At 57.5% G+C, this 19,820-nt stretch carries 15 protein-coding genes; 2 read left to right on the forward strand and 13 right to left on the reverse strand.

Annotation, left to right across the window (positions count from 1 at the left end):
• Nucleotides 1-91: 91 nt before the first annotated feature.
• Entirely contained in the window at nt 92-2,830 is a 2,739-nt protein-coding gene (locus JC200_RS01395) for a calcium-translocating P-type ATPase, SERCA-type (protein ID WP_274434398.1), read from the reverse strand.
• Between the two features lie 200 nt (nt 2,831-3,030).
• On the opposite strand from JC200_RS01395, the gene JC200_RS01400 reads away from it, so the two are divergent.
• On the forward strand, nt 3,031-4,806 hold the full coding sequence (locus tag JC200_RS01400) for an Rqc2 family fibronectin-binding protein (protein WP_274434399.1): 1,776 nt from the start codon (nt 3,031-3,033) through the stop codon (nt 4,804-4,806).
• Here the strand turns inward: JC200_RS01400 and JC200_RS01405 are convergent.
• Nucleotides 4,747-6,237 (reverse strand): DUF2254 family protein, encoded by a 1,491-nt coding sequence (locus JC200_RS01405; RefSeq protein ID WP_274434400.1) that lies wholly within the window; start codon nt 6,235-6,237, stop codon nt 4,747-4,749. The genes JC200_RS01400 and JC200_RS01405 overlap by 60 nt on opposite strands.
• A 164-nt stretch (nt 6,238-6,401) precedes the next feature.
• On the opposite strand from JC200_RS01405, the gene JC200_RS01410 reads away from it, so the two are divergent.
• Nucleotides 6,402-7,685 (forward strand): Glu/Leu/Phe/Val family dehydrogenase, encoded by a 1,284-nt coding sequence (locus JC200_RS01410; protein WP_274436439.1) that lies wholly within the window; start codon nt 6,402-6,404, stop codon nt 7,683-7,685.
• Between the two features lie 384 nt (nt 7,686-8,069).
• Here JC200_RS01410 and pyrE read toward each other — a convergent pair whose 3' ends face one another.
• The 11 genes from pyrE to JC200_RS01465 form a co-directional block, all read right to left on the reverse strand.
• Nucleotides 8,070-8,735, reverse strand: coding sequence for an orotate phosphoribosyltransferase (pyrE, locus tag JC200_RS01415; RefSeq protein ID WP_443111892.1), 666 nt, complete (start codon nt 8,733-8,735; stop codon nt 8,070-8,072).
• 4 nt (nt 8,736-8,739) lie between these two features.
• Nucleotides 8,740-9,510, reverse strand: a complete 771-nt coding sequence (pyrF, locus tag JC200_RS01420; protein ID WP_274434402.1) for an orotidine-5'-phosphate decarboxylase — start codon at nt 9,508-9,510, stop codon at nt 8,740-8,742.
• Nucleotides 9,507-12,779 (reverse strand): carbamoyl-phosphate synthase large subunit, encoded by a 3,273-nt coding sequence (gene carB / locus JC200_RS01425; RefSeq protein WP_274434403.1) that lies wholly within the window; start codon nt 12,777-12,779, stop codon nt 9,507-9,509. Before carB ends, pyrF begins: the two co-directional genes overlap by 4 nt.
• Nucleotides 12,763-13,884 carry a carbamoyl phosphate synthase small subunit gene (locus JC200_RS01430; protein WP_274434404.1) on the reverse strand — a complete coding sequence of 374 codons (1,122 nt, stop codon included), beginning with the start codon at nt 13,882-13,884 and terminating at the stop codon, nt 12,763-12,765. Before JC200_RS01430 ends, carB begins: the two co-directional genes overlap by 17 nt.
• Nucleotides 13,881-15,182 (reverse strand): dihydroorotase, encoded by a 1,302-nt coding sequence (locus tag JC200_RS01435; protein ID WP_274434405.1) that lies wholly within the window; start codon nt 15,180-15,182, stop codon nt 13,881-13,883. Before JC200_RS01435 ends, JC200_RS01430 begins: the two co-directional genes overlap by 4 nt.
• On the reverse strand, nt 15,179-16,111 hold the full coding sequence (gene pyrB / locus JC200_RS01440; protein ID WP_274434406.1) for an aspartate carbamoyltransferase: 933 nt from the start codon (nt 16,109-16,111) through the stop codon (nt 15,179-15,181). Before pyrB ends, JC200_RS01435 begins: the two co-directional genes overlap by 4 nt.
• Nucleotides 16,112-16,139: 28 nt before the next feature.
• Entirely contained in the window at nt 16,140-16,676 is a 537-nt protein-coding gene (gene pyrR, locus JC200_RS01445; protein WP_274434407.1) for a bifunctional pyr operon transcriptional regulator/uracil phosphoribosyltransferase PyrR, read from the reverse strand.
• 197 nt (nt 16,677-16,873) lie between these two features.
• Complete coding sequence (locus tag JC200_RS01450; protein WP_274434408.1) at nt 16,874-17,809, reverse strand: RluA family pseudouridine synthase; 936 nt, start codon at nt 17,807-17,809, stop codon at nt 16,874-16,876.
• Nucleotides 17,806-18,297, reverse strand: a complete 492-nt coding sequence (gene lspA / locus JC200_RS01455; protein ID WP_274434409.1) for a signal peptidase II — start codon at nt 18,295-18,297, stop codon at nt 17,806-17,808. Before lspA ends, JC200_RS01450 begins: the two co-directional genes overlap by 4 nt.
• 62 nt (nt 18,298-18,359) lie before the next feature.
• Nucleotides 18,360-18,959 carry a TraR/DksA C4-type zinc finger protein gene (locus JC200_RS01460; protein ID WP_274434410.1) on the reverse strand — a complete coding sequence of 200 codons (600 nt, stop codon included), beginning with the start codon at nt 18,957-18,959 and terminating at the stop codon, nt 18,360-18,362.
• Between the two features lie 334 nt (nt 18,960-19,293).
• Nucleotides 19,294-19,806: a DivIVA domain-containing protein gene (locus tag JC200_RS01465; RefSeq protein ID WP_274434411.1), complete on the reverse strand. Its 513-nt coding sequence runs from the start codon at nt 19,804-19,806 to the stop codon at nt 19,294-19,296.
• Nucleotides 19,807-19,820 lie beyond the last annotated feature (14 nt).

The raw sequence follows: 19,820 nt of genomic DNA on the forward strand, positions 1-19,820 counted from the left end.
ACTCGAACCTTAGTTCTCATACAAGTTCTGCTTGGCAGCAAAGGGGTCGCCTACAGGCGACCCCTCGCGGGATGGTCAGAAGTACATCACCTCACCGCGTTGTCACACCCCGTGCGCTCGGGTGAGGGCGAATCGCGTTCCGTCCGGCCCGGCGTAGAGACAGCGCAAACGTCGGTACTGCTGCGGCAACAAGCACAATCAACCAGTCGCGACCACCAAGTTGAACCGTTTTAAAGGCCGCTGCCAGCGACGGTACGTACAGTGTGAGCAAAAACAGAGCCACAGACGAAGCCACTGCCAGCAGCAGCCATTTATTCTCAAAGAAGTTGCGCTTGAAGATGCCCCCGTCTACGCTGCGGCAGTCAAACACCAGAATCAGCTGCGCCATCGTCAGCGTCGCGTAGGCCATGGTCTGCGCTTTGCCCAAGTCCCCAATGGAACCAGGGTTCAGCTTGAGCGACCAGTAGAACACAGCCAGTGTGACAAATCCAATGAGGACGCCACGGCTCATAATCTTCGTGGACAGCCCACGAGCAAAAATGCCTTCCGTGACGGGGCGCGGCGGTCGGTTCATAATGTCGCTTTCAGCAGGGTCGACACCGAGGGCAATCGCCGGGAGACCGTCCGTCACCAGATTCACCCACAAAATTTGAATCGGCAACAATGGCAACGGCAACCCTGCCAACATGGCGACAAACATGGTGAGAATTTCACCCACGTTACTCGCGAGCAGGTAGCGGATGAACTTTCGAATATTGTCATAAATCCCGCGTCCCTCCTCGACAGCTGCGACAATGGTAGCGAAGTTGTCGTCACCGAGCACGAGCGCAGACGCCTCCTTGGCGACATCTGTGCCCGTCATTCCCATTGCGATCCCGATGTCCGCCTGCTTAATCGCCGGCGCGTCGTTCACCCCATCCCCCGTCATCGCAACAACTTCTCCCTGCACCTGCAGCGCGCGCACAATCTTCAGCTTATGCTCTGGCGTGACGCGAGCGAACACGCGCGTTGACTTGACGCACTCCGTCAACTCCGTCTCCGACAATGTGTCGAGTTCGCGCCCGGTCAGCGCCGTTCCCGTCGCATCGAGAATATTCAGCTGTCTTGCGATGGCGACAGCTGTCTCTGGGTGGTCACCCGTGATCATCACAGTGCGGATACCAGCGTGGTGACACTTTTCAATGGCTTCATACACCTCTTCCCGCGGTGGGTCCATCATCCCGGTCAACCCGACGAACACCAAATTTTGTTCGGGGTCTGTGGCGAGCTTGGCAGCCTCCACACTCGGGAAGCGTCGATACCCAAAGGCGAGGTTGCGCAACGCGCTTTGCGCCATCTGCTGATTGGCATCGGTCACACGTCGTTTTAGGCTTGCCGACAGCGTGACTTCTTTTCCGCTCGAGAACACTTGAATGGAGCGCTCCAGAAGCACATCCGGCGCACCCTTGACGAACAAGAACACCTCTTCGCCACGCTTAACCAAGACCGACATGAGCTTGCGCTCCGAGTCAAACGGAATCTCGTCTAACCGTTCGTATACAGAGTCAAGTTCTTCGAACCCGGCTTTCTTCGCCATCACAAGCAAGGCGCCTTCCGTTGGGTCACCTTGCACAGTCCACTCGTTCACCCCCTCCGAGCGGTCTTCCATCAGTTGCATGACTGCGTTGTTACACACCGCGCTGATTTCGATCAGCGTCTTCAGCACTGGTCGTTTCGCGGGCGCGATGGGCTGGTCTTCAAACACGAACTCACCGACCGGGTTATACCCCGACCCGGAGACGCGGAACCAGTTTCCATCTGCCCACACGCGCTGGACGGTCATGCGGTTCTGTGTCAAGGTGCCAGTTTTGTCTGAGCAGATCACGGTTGCACAACCGAGGGTCTCGACAGATGGCAGTTTGCGGACGATGGCGTTGCGCTTAATCATGCGCTGTACACCAAGCGCAAGCGCAATCGTGACAATCGCCGGGAGACCTTCGGGAATCGCTGCAACCGCCAAGCTGACGCCAGCCAGAAACATTTCGTACAACTTGTGCCCGTGCAGCACACCCGCAAGTACAACCAGCAAAGTAATCCCAAGAGCCACCCACACGAGCACCTTCCCGAGTTGGTCAAGACGCTGCTGGAGCGGTGTGAGCGACTCCTCGGACTGCTGCATGAGGTCCGCGATCTTCCCCATCTCTGTGCTCATACCTGTCTCAGTCACGAGGACCTCGGCTTTACCGCGCGTCACCATCGTCCCCATATAGACCATGTTGATGCGGTCACCGAGGGCTGAAACTGGGTCGATGTACGCGCTCGCCTGTTTGCTCACAGGCACGGACTCCCCGGTCAAAGCAGACTCTTCCACGTCGAGTCCATACACCTGGATGACGCGGCCGTCCGCAGGGACGCGGTCACCGCCTTCTAGCAACACAACGTCGCCAGGCACGAGGTCTCGAGCCGGCACCACGACGACCTGCCCGTCTCGACGGACATGGGCCATCGGGGCGGTCAGTTCACGCAGCGCGGACAGGGAACGTTCCGCGCGCACCTCCTGTACAAACCCAAGAATGCCGTTGAGAACAATGATGGCGATAATCGTGATGGCATCGGTGTACTCGCCGAGCAGTCCGGAAATGAGCGTGGCTGCAATCAGTACGATGATCATGAAGTCGCGAAACTGATTGAAGAAAACGGTCAAGAGGGACACTTGTTTCCCCTCGGCGAGCTGGTTCAGACCATGTTTGGCTCGTCGTTGTCGGACTTGTTCCTCGGTGAGCCCGGACGGTGCCGATTCGAGCAGCGAGAGACAGTCCTTGACGGCGAGCGAGTGCCAGTTCTTTTCCACAGGAGCCACCCCTTCACACCAACTTGTCTCGTAATTTCTATGCTTGGTCACACGCGAAAATGTCCAAGCCAACCGCAGCGCGCGCTCCATTGCTCAGATGTGGCAGGGTGGCTATACTCAGAAGGAACTTGACGAACCATGCTGGAACGCATAGCAGAACGAAGCAACGCATGGTACAAGTCAGAAGGATGTGAAACGGTGTGGATGGATTCGCCATCGCAGCGCTGGCAAAAGAGTGGCAGAGACGGCTCGTGCCGGCAAGAATTGAAAAAATACATCAACCGAGTGCACGCGACATCGTTCTGACGGTCCGCACCCGTGGCGAGAGTGAAAGGCTCCTCCTGTCCGCACACCGGCAAGCTCCGCGCGCGCACGCGCTGTACGGAACGCGCCCTGGGAATCCAGAGGAACCGCCGATGTTTTGCATGTTGCTGCGAAAGCGGCTGGAGTCCGGGCGACTTGTGGGCGTACGACAGCAAGGAACGGACCGTGTGCTCGAGTTGTCGGTCGAGGCAGTGAACGAGCTTGGCGACCTGGTGCGTTATGTCCTTGTGCTCGAAGTGATGGGAAAACACAGCAACCTCATGTTGTGCACCAGTGACGAGAACGGACGACCTGACCAGGTCGTCGACAGCATTGTCCGCGTTTCCTCGCAGATGAGTCGCGTCCGCCCAATTTTCCCAGGAGTCGACTACGAACAAGCCCCACCTCAGCAGAGAACACCAGCAGCGGCGATTGATGAAGTGGCCATCGCCAAGCTCAATCTTGCAGCACTCGGAGCCAAAGAACAGGTTCGAACGCTGTGTGGACTCGTTGCCGGGATGGGACCCACGACAGCCCGCGAAGCGCTCTACCGCGCCGGACCCGACCTTGTCGCAAGCCGGGTCGCCGCGGCTGTACTACAACTCGATTGCGCCGTCCGAACGGATACAGAACCTGCTTCGGTCGGCCTCGACGAACTCGGGCGAGCTGTCGCTGCTGCTCCGTTTGCGTTGACGTCCTATGCGGGGATGCTCGAGATGCCGTCGTTTGACGGCGCGCTCGACGCATTGTACAAGGAAATGATGCTGCAACAGCGCCTGTCCAATCTTGCAGCGGACTTGTCAGCCCGCGTTGCGGAACAAATTGACCGAGTGCGCGGCAAACTCGAGAAAGTGACTCAAATGCTCAGGGACAACCAGGACTATGAGTCACCGCGGATGGCAGCAGACTTGTTAACAGCCTACGCGCACGCGGTCGACAAGGGTCAGTCAGAAGTCACGCTGCCGAATTTTTACGATGAGGAACGTCCACTCACGATTATCCTCGACCCTGGGCAGAGTGCGATTGAAAACGCACAGCGCTACTATCGACACAGCAGTAAGAAGAAACGCTCGTTACCGATTCTCGAGTCACAGCGCGCGCAAGCCAAGCAAGACCTCGACTACCTTGAAGGCGTCCGGAGTCAACTGCAGGACGCGAGCCCTGCAGAACTCGAGGAAATCCGGGAGGAACTGGTCAAAGAAGGTTTCGTCAGCGCGCCGCGCCGCAGAAACGGACGCGGAAAAGCCGCGAAGACAGACCGACGTTCGGAAGCCCCTGCGCTTGTGAGCAGCGATGGCATGACCATCCGCGTCGGGCGAAACAATGCACAAAACGACCGTTTGACGTTTCGCAGGAGCCAGTCGGAAGACATCTGGCTGCACGTAAAGGATGCCCCGGGGTCGCACGTCGTGATCTCGACAAATGGGCAGCCTGTGCCTGATTCGACACTGCACGAGGCTGCGTTACTGGCCGCGTATTTCAGCAAAGCCAGAGACTCCGCGAACGTACCGGTTGATTGTACCCAGGTAAAGCACGTGTGGAAACCATCTGGGGGGCGCCCCGGACTCGCTTTGTATGATCACTACAAAACTCTGTTTGTCAGCCCCGACCGCTCACAGCTTGGCGTCCTGCTCCAAAAGCTCGAGCGACGGCAGGGGCCAACCGTCAAATAAATTGCCTTGCCTTGCCGCGAGCTCCCTGCGCAGACGCGTCACCTCGTCTTGAGTAGGGTGAAGACGCCACCCGTACCACAAGGTCCGAGCAACGTCCCTGCGATCGGCATGCAGCGCAATTAAGACTGCGAGTATCCAAACCCCACGCGCGTTCGGTACATACCGCGCGCGCGTTTGCCACCATGCGCAAAAGCGCGCTGCATCTTGGACAGAGGCTACACGGACAAAAGCCTTCCACAGCGACAGATAGCTTAAAAGCGCCTGCCACGCGTCGTCACCCGGAAGCGCAGACAGCGTCGCGTCAAGTTCGTTCGGCATCAGAAACCCTTCCAACAACGTACCCGCCGTGCTAGGCTGAGCGTGAAACGCGTTCTCGCCGATGACCTGGACGACCTGCCAGGTCCGCAGGCAAAACGTCCGCCCTCTCCCATTCGTTCTGGCCGCGAACAGCCCTAGTTGATACAGACGGTCTGCGACTGCCTCAACGTAATAGGTGTGCCCTTCCATGAGCAGGTGGCTAAACACAATCTCTCGGTACGCCTGCACCACTCGTTCTGCGATGGGCCAGGCACACACTTGCAGATAGGCGTGACCTTGTTTGTGAAGAGCGTTGAGTGCCCCGTGCAGGAGTCCCGTTTCGCGCTCTTTAATGGCCACACCGACAATCTCTACCCATTGGTCGACGACGCTCTTATGTACCGCCAGCAGCGGGTCCTGTTCCGACTGAGGTACGGGGAGGGTCGTCGCCGTGAACAACATTGCTTCTGTGCAGCGCTGGCCCGTCACAGAGTCGTTGACAGATGCGGCGCGCTTGGCTATATCGCAGATCTGCTCAACGTTTTCAAGTGCCGATGGCCAGCGATGACGACGACAAGCACGGGCAAAATCACGCAGGATGAGCCCGATGATACGCTCCGGCTTGAGAAGCTGCACGACCGCGTACATATATATGATGAGGCTGATGAAACAGATGATCACGAGCACAAGGTCCGCGCTCATCTCCGGTCGCAGCGGTTGCGGCAACGGGTCGTTGACCGGGTCACGAATTTTTGCCATCAGGAAGAAACTGTGCATGATCGTCACCAGGTAAAAAGTGAATAGTGACGCGTTATATGGCAACCGTACGAAAAAGTCCAGTACGCGGTGTGTGTAGTTGCTAGCGGTCAACTGGATGGCGACCAAAATAATGGAGATGCACAGAGCCAGAATGGTCGACAGCGAAGAGACGATGGTGTTGAGGTAGTTGCGAGCCGTGTCCGTGTCCCCTGAAAATAAATTGGGCGGACGGAGAAACACTACGAGAATAATGACACCTGACAGAAACAGGTGAAAGACCCACGATGACACGACGAAGCGCGCACGGTCGGCAACCGCACGCGACCAATTCACAGTATCCATTGCGGGCATACCGCCCCCTCGCTTTCCAGCCATGTATACGAGAATCCTCAGTCCGAGCCTCTTTCCATCGTGCCCAGTCTGATTTAATATGAAACGGGTACTTCCGGTCCCTTCTGCAGGGGAATCCGGGCTCGTGGAGAATACATTGTCGAACACCACGAGCGAAGCCAAAAGGAGCGTGTATTCGCAAAATGAGTATGCAGGTCAGCAAGCGTCTTGCCGCTGGTGCGAGCATGCCTGCGCCTGGGGAAAACGTTCTCACGAACACCCAGGACGCAGTCCACGCAGCGCTGAGCCGATTAGGGTACTCGGATACAGTCTTCGAACTGTTAAAGGAACCAATCCGGGTGATGACTGTGCGCATTCCCGTCCGTATGGACAACGGGGAAGTAGAAGTGTTCACAGGATATCGGGCACAGCACAACGACTCTGTAGGACCAACGAAGGGCGGAATTCGGTTTCACCCAAACGTCACAATCGAAGAGGTCAAAGCGCTCTCAATCTGGATGAGCATCAAGTGTGGCATCTTTGACCTGCCATACGGCGGTGCCAAAGGTGGCATCGTCTGCGACCCGCGCTCCATGTCCGTACATGAACAGGAGCGCTTGGCTCGTGGTTACGTTCGCGCGATTAGCCAGATTGTCGGCCCGGCCAAAGACATCCCGGCGCCAGACGTCTACACAAATCCGCAAATCATGGCTTGGATGTACGACGAGTACAGCCGTATCCGGGAATACGACTCCCCCAACTTCATCACTGGCAAGCCCCTCGTTCTCGGCGGGTCAAAAGGCCGTGAGCAGGCCACAGCACTCGGCGTCTGCATCGCGATGCGCGAGGCGGCCCACACTCGCAATCAAGAAGTGAACGGGCTGCGCGTCATCATCCAGGGGTTTGGCAACGTCGGTAGCAACACGGCTCGCATCCTGCACGAGATGGGCGCTACGATCGTCGGGATTAGCGATGCAGCAGGCGCGATGTACGACGAAAGTGGTCTCGACATCCCGACACTGCTCGAAGAACGCGATTCGTTTGGCATGGTAACCCCCCACTACAAGGACACCATTAGCAACGAAGAACTTCTGGTCAAGCCTTGCGACGTGCTGATTCCAGCAGCACTTGAAAACCAGATTACCGCCGAAAACGCGCCCAGTATCCAGGCTTCAATCGTCATTGAAGCCGCCAATGGCCCAACGACGCCGGCTGCCGATGAAATCCTGAAGAACCGCGGCGTCTTGTTGATTCCTGACGTACTCGCCAACGCAGGCGGCGTGACAGTCTCCTACTTTGAGTGGGTGCAAAACAGCCAAGGTTGGTACTGGAGCGAAGAAGAGGTCAACGACCGCATGGAGAAAATGATGGTCGACTCGGTGCAGAACATTCTGCGTACTGCCAAGCGCTATCAGGTTTCTACGCGTCTCGCGGCGTATATGGTTGGCATCCGTCCGTTCGCGGAAGCTATGCGTTGGCGCGGTTGGGTCTAACACCCTCGAATCACAAATAACAAAGGCTGTCTCCGAGCACACCGAGTGACTTGTGGGGTCAGTCAGACCATACGAAGGGACTGCCCTACCGGGCAGTCCCTTTACATAACATCCTCATTTCGTATAACGTCCTCAGGACTCGTTAACACTCCAGCAGTTGACATAACGGGATATAGTAACGACCTGACAACGCGCTATTCACCTTGAAAGCTTAGTTTTTCCCCGTTGTCGACCGTGATAACGATGTTCCAATGCGTTATCGTGATCTAAATTTCCTGGTTCGCTCACTTAACGTGTTTCCAAGACGTTAAGAGTCAGAGATAACGATGTTTCGACGCGTTATCTACCCGGAACCCAAGCCACCCGGTCCCAGATTACCTTCTATCACTGTCCGTACGACTCCGGATGCTCCCGCCAGGCACGCAGTCCGTCTTCGTCCGCAGTGCTCACAGCGCCAAGCTCCACAGCGGCCAGCAGCAAGGCGTCGTAATCGACCAAACGATAAGCTCGCACGCCCGTCTCCTGTACTCGTTTTTTCACGGCTTCAAAGTCGTAAGAAAACACCGACAGGACACCGAGTACGTGAACACCGTCGGCTTGCAGCGCCGCAACCGCATCATACGCAGACGCCCCTGTCGACAGGGTATCTTCGACCACGACTGCCGTGGCACCCGGGTAGACTCGACCCTCGACGCGCTTCTGCATACCGTGCCCTTTCGCGCTTGACCGTACATACCCCATGCGCAAGCCAAGACGGTCAGCCAGCATGGCTGCATGCGGAATTCCGGCAGTCGCCGTGCCTGCCACCAAGTCGGTGCCTGCAAAATACTCCCGCATCACGGCTTCGAATCCGCGCAACACCTGGTCCCGCAGAGTTGGATAGCTTAGAATCAAGCGGTTGTCACAGTAAATCGGAGACTTCCAACCGGAAGACCAGGTAAACAAATCGTTTGGACGCAGGACGACCGCGCCAATTTGCAACAAGCCGCGCGCAATGCTGGCTGCTACTGGGAGCGGACAGTCGCCAAGTTCGACTGCCACCTTGCCCATCACCTCAGTGTTCATCTGCAATCACCTCATCCCATAGTCGCTGCAGCAAATGTACGGGGTCCGACCCCGACGTCACAGCCCGTCCGATGACCAAGTGCGACGCCCCGTTGGCGATTGCTTCTTTCGGGGTGAGCGTGCGCACCTGGTCATTGCTCTGTGCCCACGTTGGTCGAGTACCTGGCACAACGAACTGGAACCCATCAGGTGTCTGTCGTCGAAGCAAAGCGAGTTCCCGTCCCGATGTCACGACGCCGTCTAGGCCGCTCTCGACACAGCGCAGGGCCAGGGCCGACACCTGGTCGGCCACTGTACCCGCGTACCCGAGGTCAGCGAAGTCACGCTCACCGAGACTCGTCAACACAGTCACTCCGATTAAGGAGGGGCGCTGACCAGCCCCTCCCTCCACAGCTTCCCGCGCCGCCTTCAGCATATCCGTGCCACCCTGGGCGTGTACGTTGACCATTTCTACTCCGAGATCCCGAATGACCCTCAACGTACCTGCTACAGTGTTTGGAATATCGTGGAGTTTGACATCAAGGAACACGCGTTTGCCAAGCTCCCGAAGAGTTGTCAAGGCGCGTCGCCCATCGCCGTGATAGAGTTCGAGCCCGACCTTGTACCCCGTCACCGCCTCGCCGAACAAATCGACTAGCGGACTCGCCATCTCCCACGTCGGCACGTCAAGCGCGAGGTAACACGACGCGCGCAGGCGGTCGTAGCAAGGGTCCAACAAGGGCTCCGCAGTGGAACCAGACGTCGCTAGGTCCTTACTCACTGTGCCGCCTCCCTTCGCCCCTTTTCGCCCCCAGAGCGATCGGCCCCGTGCTCTCCACGCGCAAGCGGGACTGTCGCAAAACGGATAGTGGAAAGAACTTCGAACACAGACGCAGCAGTGTCCAAAGACGTCAGGCAGGGCACCCCGTGTTCAACCGCAGTTCGTCGAATCCGGAAGCCGTCTCGCGCAGGCGCCCGGCCCTTGGTCAAGGTGTTAATCACCAAGTGAATATGGCCATCCCGAATGTCGTCTGCGAGGTTCGGCGTACCTTGTGCCAGTTTGTTGACAACCGTTACGTCAAGCCCGCGACGCTGCAAGTACTTCGCCGTACCTTCCGTGGCCGCAATCCTGTAACCGAGACTCGCGAACCCGAACAAAATCGGCCACGCCTCTTCCTTGTCCTTGTCTGCAATCGTCGCCAACACCGTGCCGTGTTGCGGGATGTTCGTACCCGCCGCAATCAAGCCCTTGTAGAGCGCCTTCGCGTATGTGCGCTCCGTGCCCATCACTTCGCCCGTCGATTTCATTTCCGGGCCCAGCGTGATGTCCACGCGGCGTAGTTTCGCGAACGAGAACACCGGCAGTTTGACCGAGACGAGCTCTGCCGAAGGTACCAATCCGGTTTCCCAGCCAAGCTTGGCTAGCGACTCACCAAGGACTGCACGCATCGCTAAATCAACCATCGGTACGCTCGTCACTTTAGACAGAAACGGCACAGTCCGGGACGACCGAGGGTTAACCTCGAGCACGTACACGTTCTCGCCTTGGATGACGAACTGGATGTTCACGAGCCCTTTCACGCGCAAGCCTCTAGCGATTGAAATGGTGTGTTCGACGAGCGTCTCACACGTCTCGTCAGACAGGGACTGGGGCGGATAAACCGCTATCGAGTCACCAGAGTGCACACCCGCGCGTTCAATGTGCTCCATAATGCCCGGAATAACTACGGTCTCGCCGTCACAGATTGCGTCGACTTCGACTTCCACTCCTTGCAGGTAACGGTCAATTAAGACGGGGTGCCGATTGGACACCTGTACAGCCTCGTGCAAGTAGGTTTCCAGTTCTTCATCGGAGTCGATAATCTGCATAGCGCGCCCGCCGAGGACGTAGGACGGCCGCACGAGCACAGGGTAGCCGAGTTTGTGCGCTGCTTCCAGAGCTCCCTCCTCCGAGGTGCTGGTAAGTCCGGCTGGTCGTGGGATCTGCAGTTCGGACAACAGCGCATCAAACTTCTCGCGGTCCTCCGCGCGGTCGATGTCCTCAAGTGCCGTGCCGACAATTGGCACGCCAGCTCTTGCCAGGGGCTCTGCAAGGTTAATCGCGGTCTGCCCGCCAAACTGGACAATCACACCGTCTGGCTTCTCCCGCTCAATCACGTGCAACACGTCTTCTGGGTGCAGCGGCTCGAAATACAACCGGTCAGATGTATTAAAGTCAGTCGACACGGTCTCCGGGTTGTTGTTGATGATAATTGCTTCGTAGCCGGCCTTCCTAATCGCCCACACAGCATGCACGGAGCAGTAGTCGAACTCGATACCCTGACCGATTCGAATGGGGCCTGAACCAAGCACCAGAAGTTTGCGTTTGTCGCTGTCCGTGACTTCGTCCTGTTGTTCATACGTGCTGTAGTAATACGGTGTCGACGCCTCAAATTCACCAGCGCACGTGTCCACCATTTTATAGACAGGGAAGAGCCCAGTCTGCTTCCGCCAGGCATAGAGCGCATCGACGGACAGCTTCGTGAGTCTGGCAATCGCAGTGTCCGGAAAGCCGAGTCGCTTGGCGTCGACCAGCAGCGGTTCCAGTGCTTGCGGCACTACCGTGTCTGATTCGATGGCTTCACTCTGTCGAGCAAGTTCGCGTTCCACATCCACGAGCAGAGCAAGCTTCCACAGGAACCAACGGTCAATCCCAGTGAGTTCGTGCACTTCCTCTAGCGCCATTTTGCGGCGCACAGCTTCGGCGATGACGAACAACCGCTCGTCGTCCGCCTTGCGTAGACGGTGACGAATGTCGTCGTCCGACCACGTATTCGCCTTTGGATGGTCAAGCGAGTCCAGACCAACTTCGAGCGAGCGAATGGCTTTCATCAGCGACTCTTCAAACGACCGGCCAATGGCCATGACTTCTCCAGTCGCCTTCATCTGAGTGCCCAGTTCGCGGTTTGCGCTATTGAACTTGTCAAAGGGCCAACGAGGAATCTTCGTCACGACGTAGTCAAGCGCTGGTTCAAAGCTGGCGTACGTTTCGCCAGTCACAGGATTTTTAATTTCGTCGAGGCGGTAGCCAACGGCAATCTTGGCGGCAACTTTCGCGATCGGATAACCCGTCGCCTTTGACGCCAGAGCGCTTGAACGGCTGACACGCGGATTGACCTCAATCACGTAGTACTGATCACTGTGCGGGTCAAGCGCCAACTGGACGTTACACCCGCCTTCGATGCCGAGCGCGCGAATGATGCGCAGACTCGCCGAACGCAGGCGCTGATAATCAGTGTCTGAGAGGGTTTGACTCGGCGCTGTGACGATGCTGTCACCAGTGTGGATGCCGACAGGGTCAAAGTTCTCCATGTTACAGACCACGATGCAGTTGTCCGCCCCATCGCGGATGACTTCGTACTCAATCTCTTTGAAGCCCGCAATACTCTGCTCGACGAGAACTTGGTGAATCGGAGAAAGCCGGAGTCCAAGTTCCACGATCTCTTCGTATTGCTCCCAGTTCTCCGCAATCCCGCCACCCGTTCCGCCGAGCGTGTAGGCCGGGCGAATAATAATCGGAAACCCGATTTCGTGGGCAAATGCCCTCGCTTCTTCGAAGTGACTGACAATTTTGCTCTCAGGCACTGGCTCGCCGAGCCGCGCCATCAAGTTGCGGAACTCTTCACGGTCTTCAGCTTCCCGAATGGCCGAGAGGGGAGTCCCAAGCAGTTGCACGCCCTGTTCTTCGAGTACACCTTGTTCCGCGAGTTGCACCGCCATGTTTAGACCGGTCTGTCCGCCGAGTGTGGGCAGCAACCCGTCTGGCCGCTCTTTGCGCAAAATTTGCGCCACAAACTCCGGCGTTAGCGGTTCGATATAGACCTTATCGGCCATCTCAGTGTCCGTCATAATCGTCGCGGGGTTGGAATTCACCAACACGACTTCATAACCTTCCTCGCGCAGAGCTTGGCAGGCCTGAGTTCCTGCGTAGTCGAACTCCGCTGCTTGACCGATCACGATCGGCCCACTGCCGATTACCATCACTTTGCGGATGTCAGTGCGCTTCGGCATACGGCGCCCACCTCCCTTCCCGAACTTGGTCCATCATCTCCATAAACGCGTCAAACAGTCCGTCCGAGTCATCCGGACCTGGCCTTGCCTCTGGGTGGTACTGTACGCAGAACGCAGGGGCTTTCGTATGCATGAATCCCTCGACGGTCCCATCGTTCTGGTTGAGATGCGTCAGCATGAGGTCGGTGTTCAGGAGTGACGCCGCATTGACCTCGTAACCATGGTTCTGTGAAGTGATTGCCACCTTGCCTGTACGCAAATCCTTTACAGGGTGGTTGACGCCGCGGTGACCAAAGCGCATTTTCTCTGTCTGCGCACCACACGCGAGTGCGATTAGTTGATGGCCAAGGCAGATGCCAAACACAGGCACTTTGCCGAGCAGTTGCGCAACTGTCTCGATCGCGTAGGGCACATCCTCAGGATCGCCAGGTCCATTCGAAAGCATGACGCCGTCCGGCCGCCAGCTTAAGATTTCTTCTGCCGTTGTGTGCGCCGGGACGACAATCACGTCGCACTGGCGTGCCAACAGTGACCGCACGACGCCGGACTTCATGCCGAAGTCCATCGCCACAACGCGCCTGCCTTCACCCGGACAGCGGTACGTGACGGGCGTCGTCACGCGCTCCACCTGATTGCGCGGCAGCGGCGCCGACAGCTTCGCAAGGAGCGCTTCAACCGACGTGTCCTCAGTCGTCAAGATGCCTTTCATTGTTCCTTCACGCCGGATGCGCTTGGTCAACTGCCGCGTGTCGATGCCAGCAATGCCAATGACGTTGTGTTTCTTTAGGTACGACTCGAGACTCTCCATGCTCTTGTAGTGGCTTGGCAGTTCACTGAACTCACGAACGACGAAGCCGTGTACGGAGGGGGCCCGTGACTCGGCGTCGTCTACATTGACACCGTAGTTTCCAATTAAAGGATAGGTCATCGTCACGATCTGCCCGCAATAGGAAGGGTCCGTCAGAACTTCCTGGTATCCCGTCATACCCGTATTGAATACAACTTCGCCAATCGACTCCCCTGAGGCGCCGAAGTTGACGCCAGTAAACACATCTCCCGATTCCAACACTAGACGTGCAGTTTGCCTTTCTGAGCGGTTGCTCAAGCGTTGTTCCCTCCCACCGTGGGTTGACGTTGATACACGACTTTGCCTGCGCAGACCGTGAGTACGGGCCAGCCGACAAGTCGCCAGCCTGCAAAAGGCGTGTTGCGCCCTTTCGAGGCGAATTCATCTGGAGTGACCAGCCGCTCTGTCTTCTCATCAATCACGGTCAAGTCAGCCGGAGCGCCAGGGACGATGACACCACCGTTGAGTTGAAATAGTGATGTCGGAGCCGTCGAAGCGCGGTGGACGAGGTCGGAGAGCGTCATGCGGCCCGTCGCGACAAAGTGGGTATACATTAAAGCGAATGCTGTCTCGAGCCCAACCATGCCAAACGGTGCCGCAGCAACTCCCTGCGACTTTTCAGCCGCCGTGTGCGGAGCGTGATCGGTTGCCAGGACGTCGAGTGTTCCGTCGAGAAACCCTTCGATGCAGGCCAGGCGGTCCGCCTCGGTGCGAAGCGGAGGGTTGACCTTAAACACGGCGTCGTCGCGGTCGATCACGGCTTCTGTCAGGAGCAGGTGGTGTGGTGTCACCTCTGCGCTAATGCGCACGCCGCGACTCTTTGCCCACCGCACCAGCGACACAGCTGACTCGACGCTGACGTGACAAACGTGCAGGTGTGCGCCAGTCTGCTCCGCAAGCAGGATATCGCGAGCGATCATGGCAGACTCCGCTTCGGGAGGAATGTCGGTCAGGCCCAGTCGCCGCGCGGCGCTGCTGTGTAGCACGCCAGCGCCGGAAATCGTTTCATCTTCGGCGTGAATCGCGATGGGCAGACCCACTGCTGCTGCCCGCTCGAACGCCTCGCGCATGCGACCGCCGTGCTGCACGCCTTTCCCGTCGTCAGAGAGCGCGACAGCTCCGGCCGCCTGGAGTGCCGCGAAGTCAGTCAGAACTTCCCCCGCTTGCCCCATCGTGATGCACGCGATCGGTCGGACACGCGTCAAGCCCACGTCTTCGCTCGCCTTGACGACCCATTCAAGCAATTGCGGGGAGTCCAGTGGTGGGTTTGTGTTCGGCATACAGGCGACCTGTGTAAACCCACCTGCTGCCGCGGCTGCCGCCCCAGTCGCAATTGTCTCCTTCGCCTCGAACCCGGGCTCACGCAGGTGAACATGCAGGTCGACGAGACCTGGAAGCAGCAACTCACCATTAAGAGCAATCACGTAATCGGCTTCTGGCAAGTCAGTTCCAACGGACAGAATCAGGCCTGTCTGGTCATCCATCAACACGCTCGCTTGATACCGTTTGTTCAGAATCGGTTCGAGCAGTGTCCCCCCGTCAATGCGAACTCTCACTGAAGCGCCTCCTTCAACAGGTGGTCAAGCAAGGCCATTCTCACGAACATCCCGTTTTCAACTTGGCGGAAGTAAGCGGCCCGTTCATCGCTGTCCACCGCCGGGTCAATCTCGCCGACGCGGGGCAGCGGGTGCAAAATGCGTGCACCGTGTTTCATCAAAGCCAGTTGTTTCAATCCAATACCTCGCAAACTGTCTTGGACCTCCGCCTCCGACATCGCGGTCGCTGGGTCAAATCGCTCGCGCTGGATGCGGGTCTGATAAAGCGCATCGGTTTGAGCCAAAGCCACACTCCAATCGCTCTCCTCGTGCAGCTTCAGCCCGGCTGAGCGCAATTCGTCCGCAAGGACAACTGGGAGTTCTAGTCCGGGGGTGTTCGCCAAAGTCACCTCGACACCGTCAAACAGCGTCAGCACACGCAACAGCGAGTGGACCGTGCGCCCATAGCGCAAGTCCCCAGAAAAGCAGATGTGCAGATTGTCGACTGTGCCAAACTCTCTCCACAAGGTGTAGACGTCGAGCAACGCCTGTGTCGGGTGCTCACCGCTGCCGGCGCCCGCACTGACAATCGGTACGGGGCTATACGCCACGGCCTCCGCGAGCTCTGATTCGTCGAAATGGCGGATCACGATGACATCCGCGTATCGGCCGACGACGCGAAACACATCTGGCAGTGATTCCCCTTTTTTCGCGGAGGAGCTCTCGCGAGCGTTTTCGGCACTGATGACGCTTGCCCCTAGGCGTGCAGCGGCCGCTTCAAAGGAAAGACGCGTGCGCGTGCTCGGTTCGTAGAAAAGTGTAGCGACAACACCTCCTAACAGTCGGTCTCGCATGCTCCGGCGCGGCGATTGTCGCATCCACTCGGCCATCGCGATCAGTTGTTCAACATCGGAGCGTGTGATATCCCTTGTTGTCACAAAGTGCTGCATCTGCAACGCCTCCCATCTGGCGTCCCGTTCAGTAACGGTTTGGTTTGACAATCCACACACCGTCCTCTCCGTCTACTTCCGCGAAGCGCACCGCAACGCTCTCTTCCCTCGAAGTTGGCACGTTCTTGCCGATGAAGTCAGGACGAATTGGAAGTTCCCGGTGACCGCGGTCGGCCAAGGCTGCGAGTTGCACTAGTCGTGGGCGTCCTGTCACCATCACAGCGTCGAGCGCAGCCCGCACGGTCCGCCCCGTGTAGAGCACGTCATCCACCAATACGACAGTGCGCCCTTCGACATCTAGCCCTTCCACTGGCAATCGTTTGGGCTCCGAGCCTTTGATGTCATCCCGGTAAGGTCTGACGTCCAAGTGCCAAACTTCGGGGGCCTTACCTTCAATCTGAGCCATCTTTTGCGCGATTCTGTCGCTAAGCACGGCACCGCGGGTCTTAATGCCGATGAGCACCATACCGTCAAGTCCCTTGTTTCGCTCGAGCACCTCGTGTGACATGCGCGTGATTGACCGCTGCATCGCTGCAGCATCGAGAATCGGTGTCTCCAAAGGCACTACTCTCCTCCCTCGCTGTGCGGTCGCACACCGTAAAAAGCGGCTGCCGTCCCTGAGGCGGCAGCCGCTTTCGTCAATCCGGAACATCCCGAACCTGACGTTTTTCCGACGACCTTTCCAACCTCACAGGATTGGTTTAAAGGACAGCATTGTTTTTCATACAGTATCAATTTCACAGTCCTGAGTCAAGAGCCCGTTCATTCCACCACCTTGTTGCGCAGAAGCTCAAGCAGGCGTTCCATATCCGCCGGCAGCGGGGCTTCAAACACAAGCTTTTCCCCGGACACAGGGTGGATAAATCCCAGCGTACTCGCGTGTAACGCCTGACCTGAGATGTCCAGTGTGTGCCGCGGTCCATAGATTGGATCACCAGCTAACGGATGTCCGATGTACGCCAGGTGAACGCGAATTTGATGCGTTCGTCCAGTCTCTAACCGGAGTGACAAGTAACTATAGTGCTCAAACCACTCCACCACGCGAAAGTGCGTCACCGCGTGCTTCCCACGTTCCACAACGGCCATGCGTTGACGTTGGCTCGGGTCGCGACCGATTGGCGCGTCGACCAAGCCAACCTGATGGGGGACGCGTCCGTGCGCGATTGCCAGGTACATCCGTTCCATCTCGTGTACCCGCAATTGCTCTGTCAAGCTATGGTAAGCGCGGTCAGACTTCGCCACAACAAGCAACCCGGATGTATCTTTGTCAATCCGGTGGACGATACCTGGGCGCGTGCTACCGCCGAGAGATGACAGGTGCGTGCCACGGCCGAGCAGGCCGTTTACCAGTGTGCCTTGCCAATGACCCGCGCCGGGATGAACGACGAGCCCACGCGGCTTATTCACCACCAACACATCGTCGTCCTCGTAAGCGATGTCGAGGTCCATCTCTTCCGGGCTGACTGTCTCTGATTCGGGCTCCGTCACTGCCACTTCATAGGCGGCGCCCGCAACAACAGGTTCACTGCTCTTCACGGGAAACCCAGCACGCATGACCATGCCAGCGTCCACCCAGGACTGAACTTGGCTTCTTGAAACTGCGTAGTCAAGTTCAGTCAATTGATCGGTTAACCATCGATCGAGTCGCGCCCCCGCGTCAGCCGACTCCACGACCACGCGTTCCTGAATCGCACTCACTGATCCGTCTCTCCCGTCGCGTCCCGCGTTTCCGTTGGCGTATTTTTTCGACCCTTGCGGTCGGAAGTGAACGCCCAGATGAGGAGCAGGGCAACACCGACATCAATACAGACATCAGAAAAATTGAATACCGGGAAGTTGATCGGCTTGAAATACACGTAGTCAATGACCGTTCCCCACACGACCCGGTCGGTGAGGTTACCGATGGCTCCCCCCATGACCAGTGCCAAACCCATCTGAACCAGCGGTCCTGGCCGCCACTTCTGACGCACGTATATGACCGCGCCGATGACGACCAACGCGACCAAGATGAGCAGCCACCGTGCATTCGGCAACATGCCAAACGCGGCGCCTGGGTTGCGAATGTAGTCAAAATAAAACGCCGGCGGCAATACCGGGATCATCTGGCCTTGGACCATGTGCGTCCGCACCAACCACTTCAACCCTTGATCAATCACCCACACGATGACTGCGACCACATAAACCACTCACTCCACCATCCTTCTAGGTGAAGTGTGGCAAAATCTTGGCTTACCGTCAAATGGCAAGGTTACGGCAGTTGCTGACGGTACTGTTCATTCGAGACAAAGTCGATTTCGTCCACAACACCTTCGTTGTCGTCGAGCGGAATCTGGTTGTAATCGTGGGCGTACTCTGGCCGCTCGTTATACCGTTCCACCGCCTGCCAACTGTCTTCTCCGTCAAAGGCCACGTAGTCCTTATCATCCATGTCCGTTCGTCCGTAACCCGGCCATAACACTTCCTCCTCGACAGGCCTCGAACGTTCGGGATGGACGGCTTCATCTTCTCGCTTACAGTCAATACACAAAGTCGCCAGCGGATTGGCTGTCATCCGCTCCTCACCAATCGCTTGCCCACAAGCTTCGCAAGTCCCGTAGGTACCGCCATTAATCGCCTGTTGCGCGCGTTCAATCGCTTGCAACCGCAATTTTTGCCCGTCGCGCAACGCTACGTCTTTTCCCCGCTCAAACAACTCGGACGCAATATCAGCAGGATGGTTGTCGTACATCGACAGTTCTCCTAGCTCGTCCCGCATCGCATCGCCCAAACCATACTGGCCCGTTGTACGAATGCGTTCTTCGGTCTGTGCATGCATTTGCTGCAGGCGTGTTCGCGCTTCCTCCCACATTTTTGGACCCCCTCTGCTGATCAATACCTTTAGTTTCCGACGGCGCAAAGGGAACATACCGCCAGCCGTGTTCCAAATTTGATCAAAAGACTTTCGACGCGCGAGCCTCCCCGCGCGCTCCCGGCGTCACGTGCCATCGTCGTGCGTCACTGTCCGGTGACGCCCGCGTCAGGCACACAGTGTATGATGGGAATACGCGCGAAGACTGGCCCCGATGTTCATTCGACACTGCCCGTAACGCTGTGTCCGCACGTCGCGGCTTGCGGCATGTACATACGCCAAAGCGCCCGGTCAACTACCGGGCGCTTTGGCAGACAACTGAGCAGGTGGATGATTAAGCTGTCGGATGGCTGAAAATCGCTGGCTCTTTCGTGTTAGAGGCCACGTCCTCGTCAAACCGTTCCCATTCCCCAGACTCAAGCATTTCAAGCTGCGCCTGAATTAGCGAACGGAATCGGGCACGGAAAATGGCTGCGTGTCTTTGTACTTCTTCGACCTCGAGCGCAATCTTCCTCGACTTATTCAGGGCTTCACTGACAATCCGATCCGCATTCTTCTCGGCTTCCCTGAGGATGAGTTGAGCTTCTTTGCGCGCGTTTGACTTGACTTCTTCGGAAGTCTCCTGAGCCACGATGATGGCCTTTGACAGACTCTCTTCAATATTCGTAAAATGCTGTAGCCGCTCGTTCATCTGTTCCATGCGTTCTTCGAGTTCCTTGTTCTGGCGAATCAGAGCCTCATAGTCCTGAATCACGCGCTCCAGAAAGTCGTCTACTTCATCTTCATCGTACCCACGAAACGCTCGGCCAAATTCCTTGTTATGGATGTCTAACGGGGATAACGGCATCACGCACACCTCCT

This window comes from Alicyclobacillus sp. ALC3, from assembly GCF_028751195.1.
Lineage (GTDB): Bacteria > Bacillota > Bacilli > Alicyclobacillales > Alicyclobacillaceae > Alicyclobacillus_L.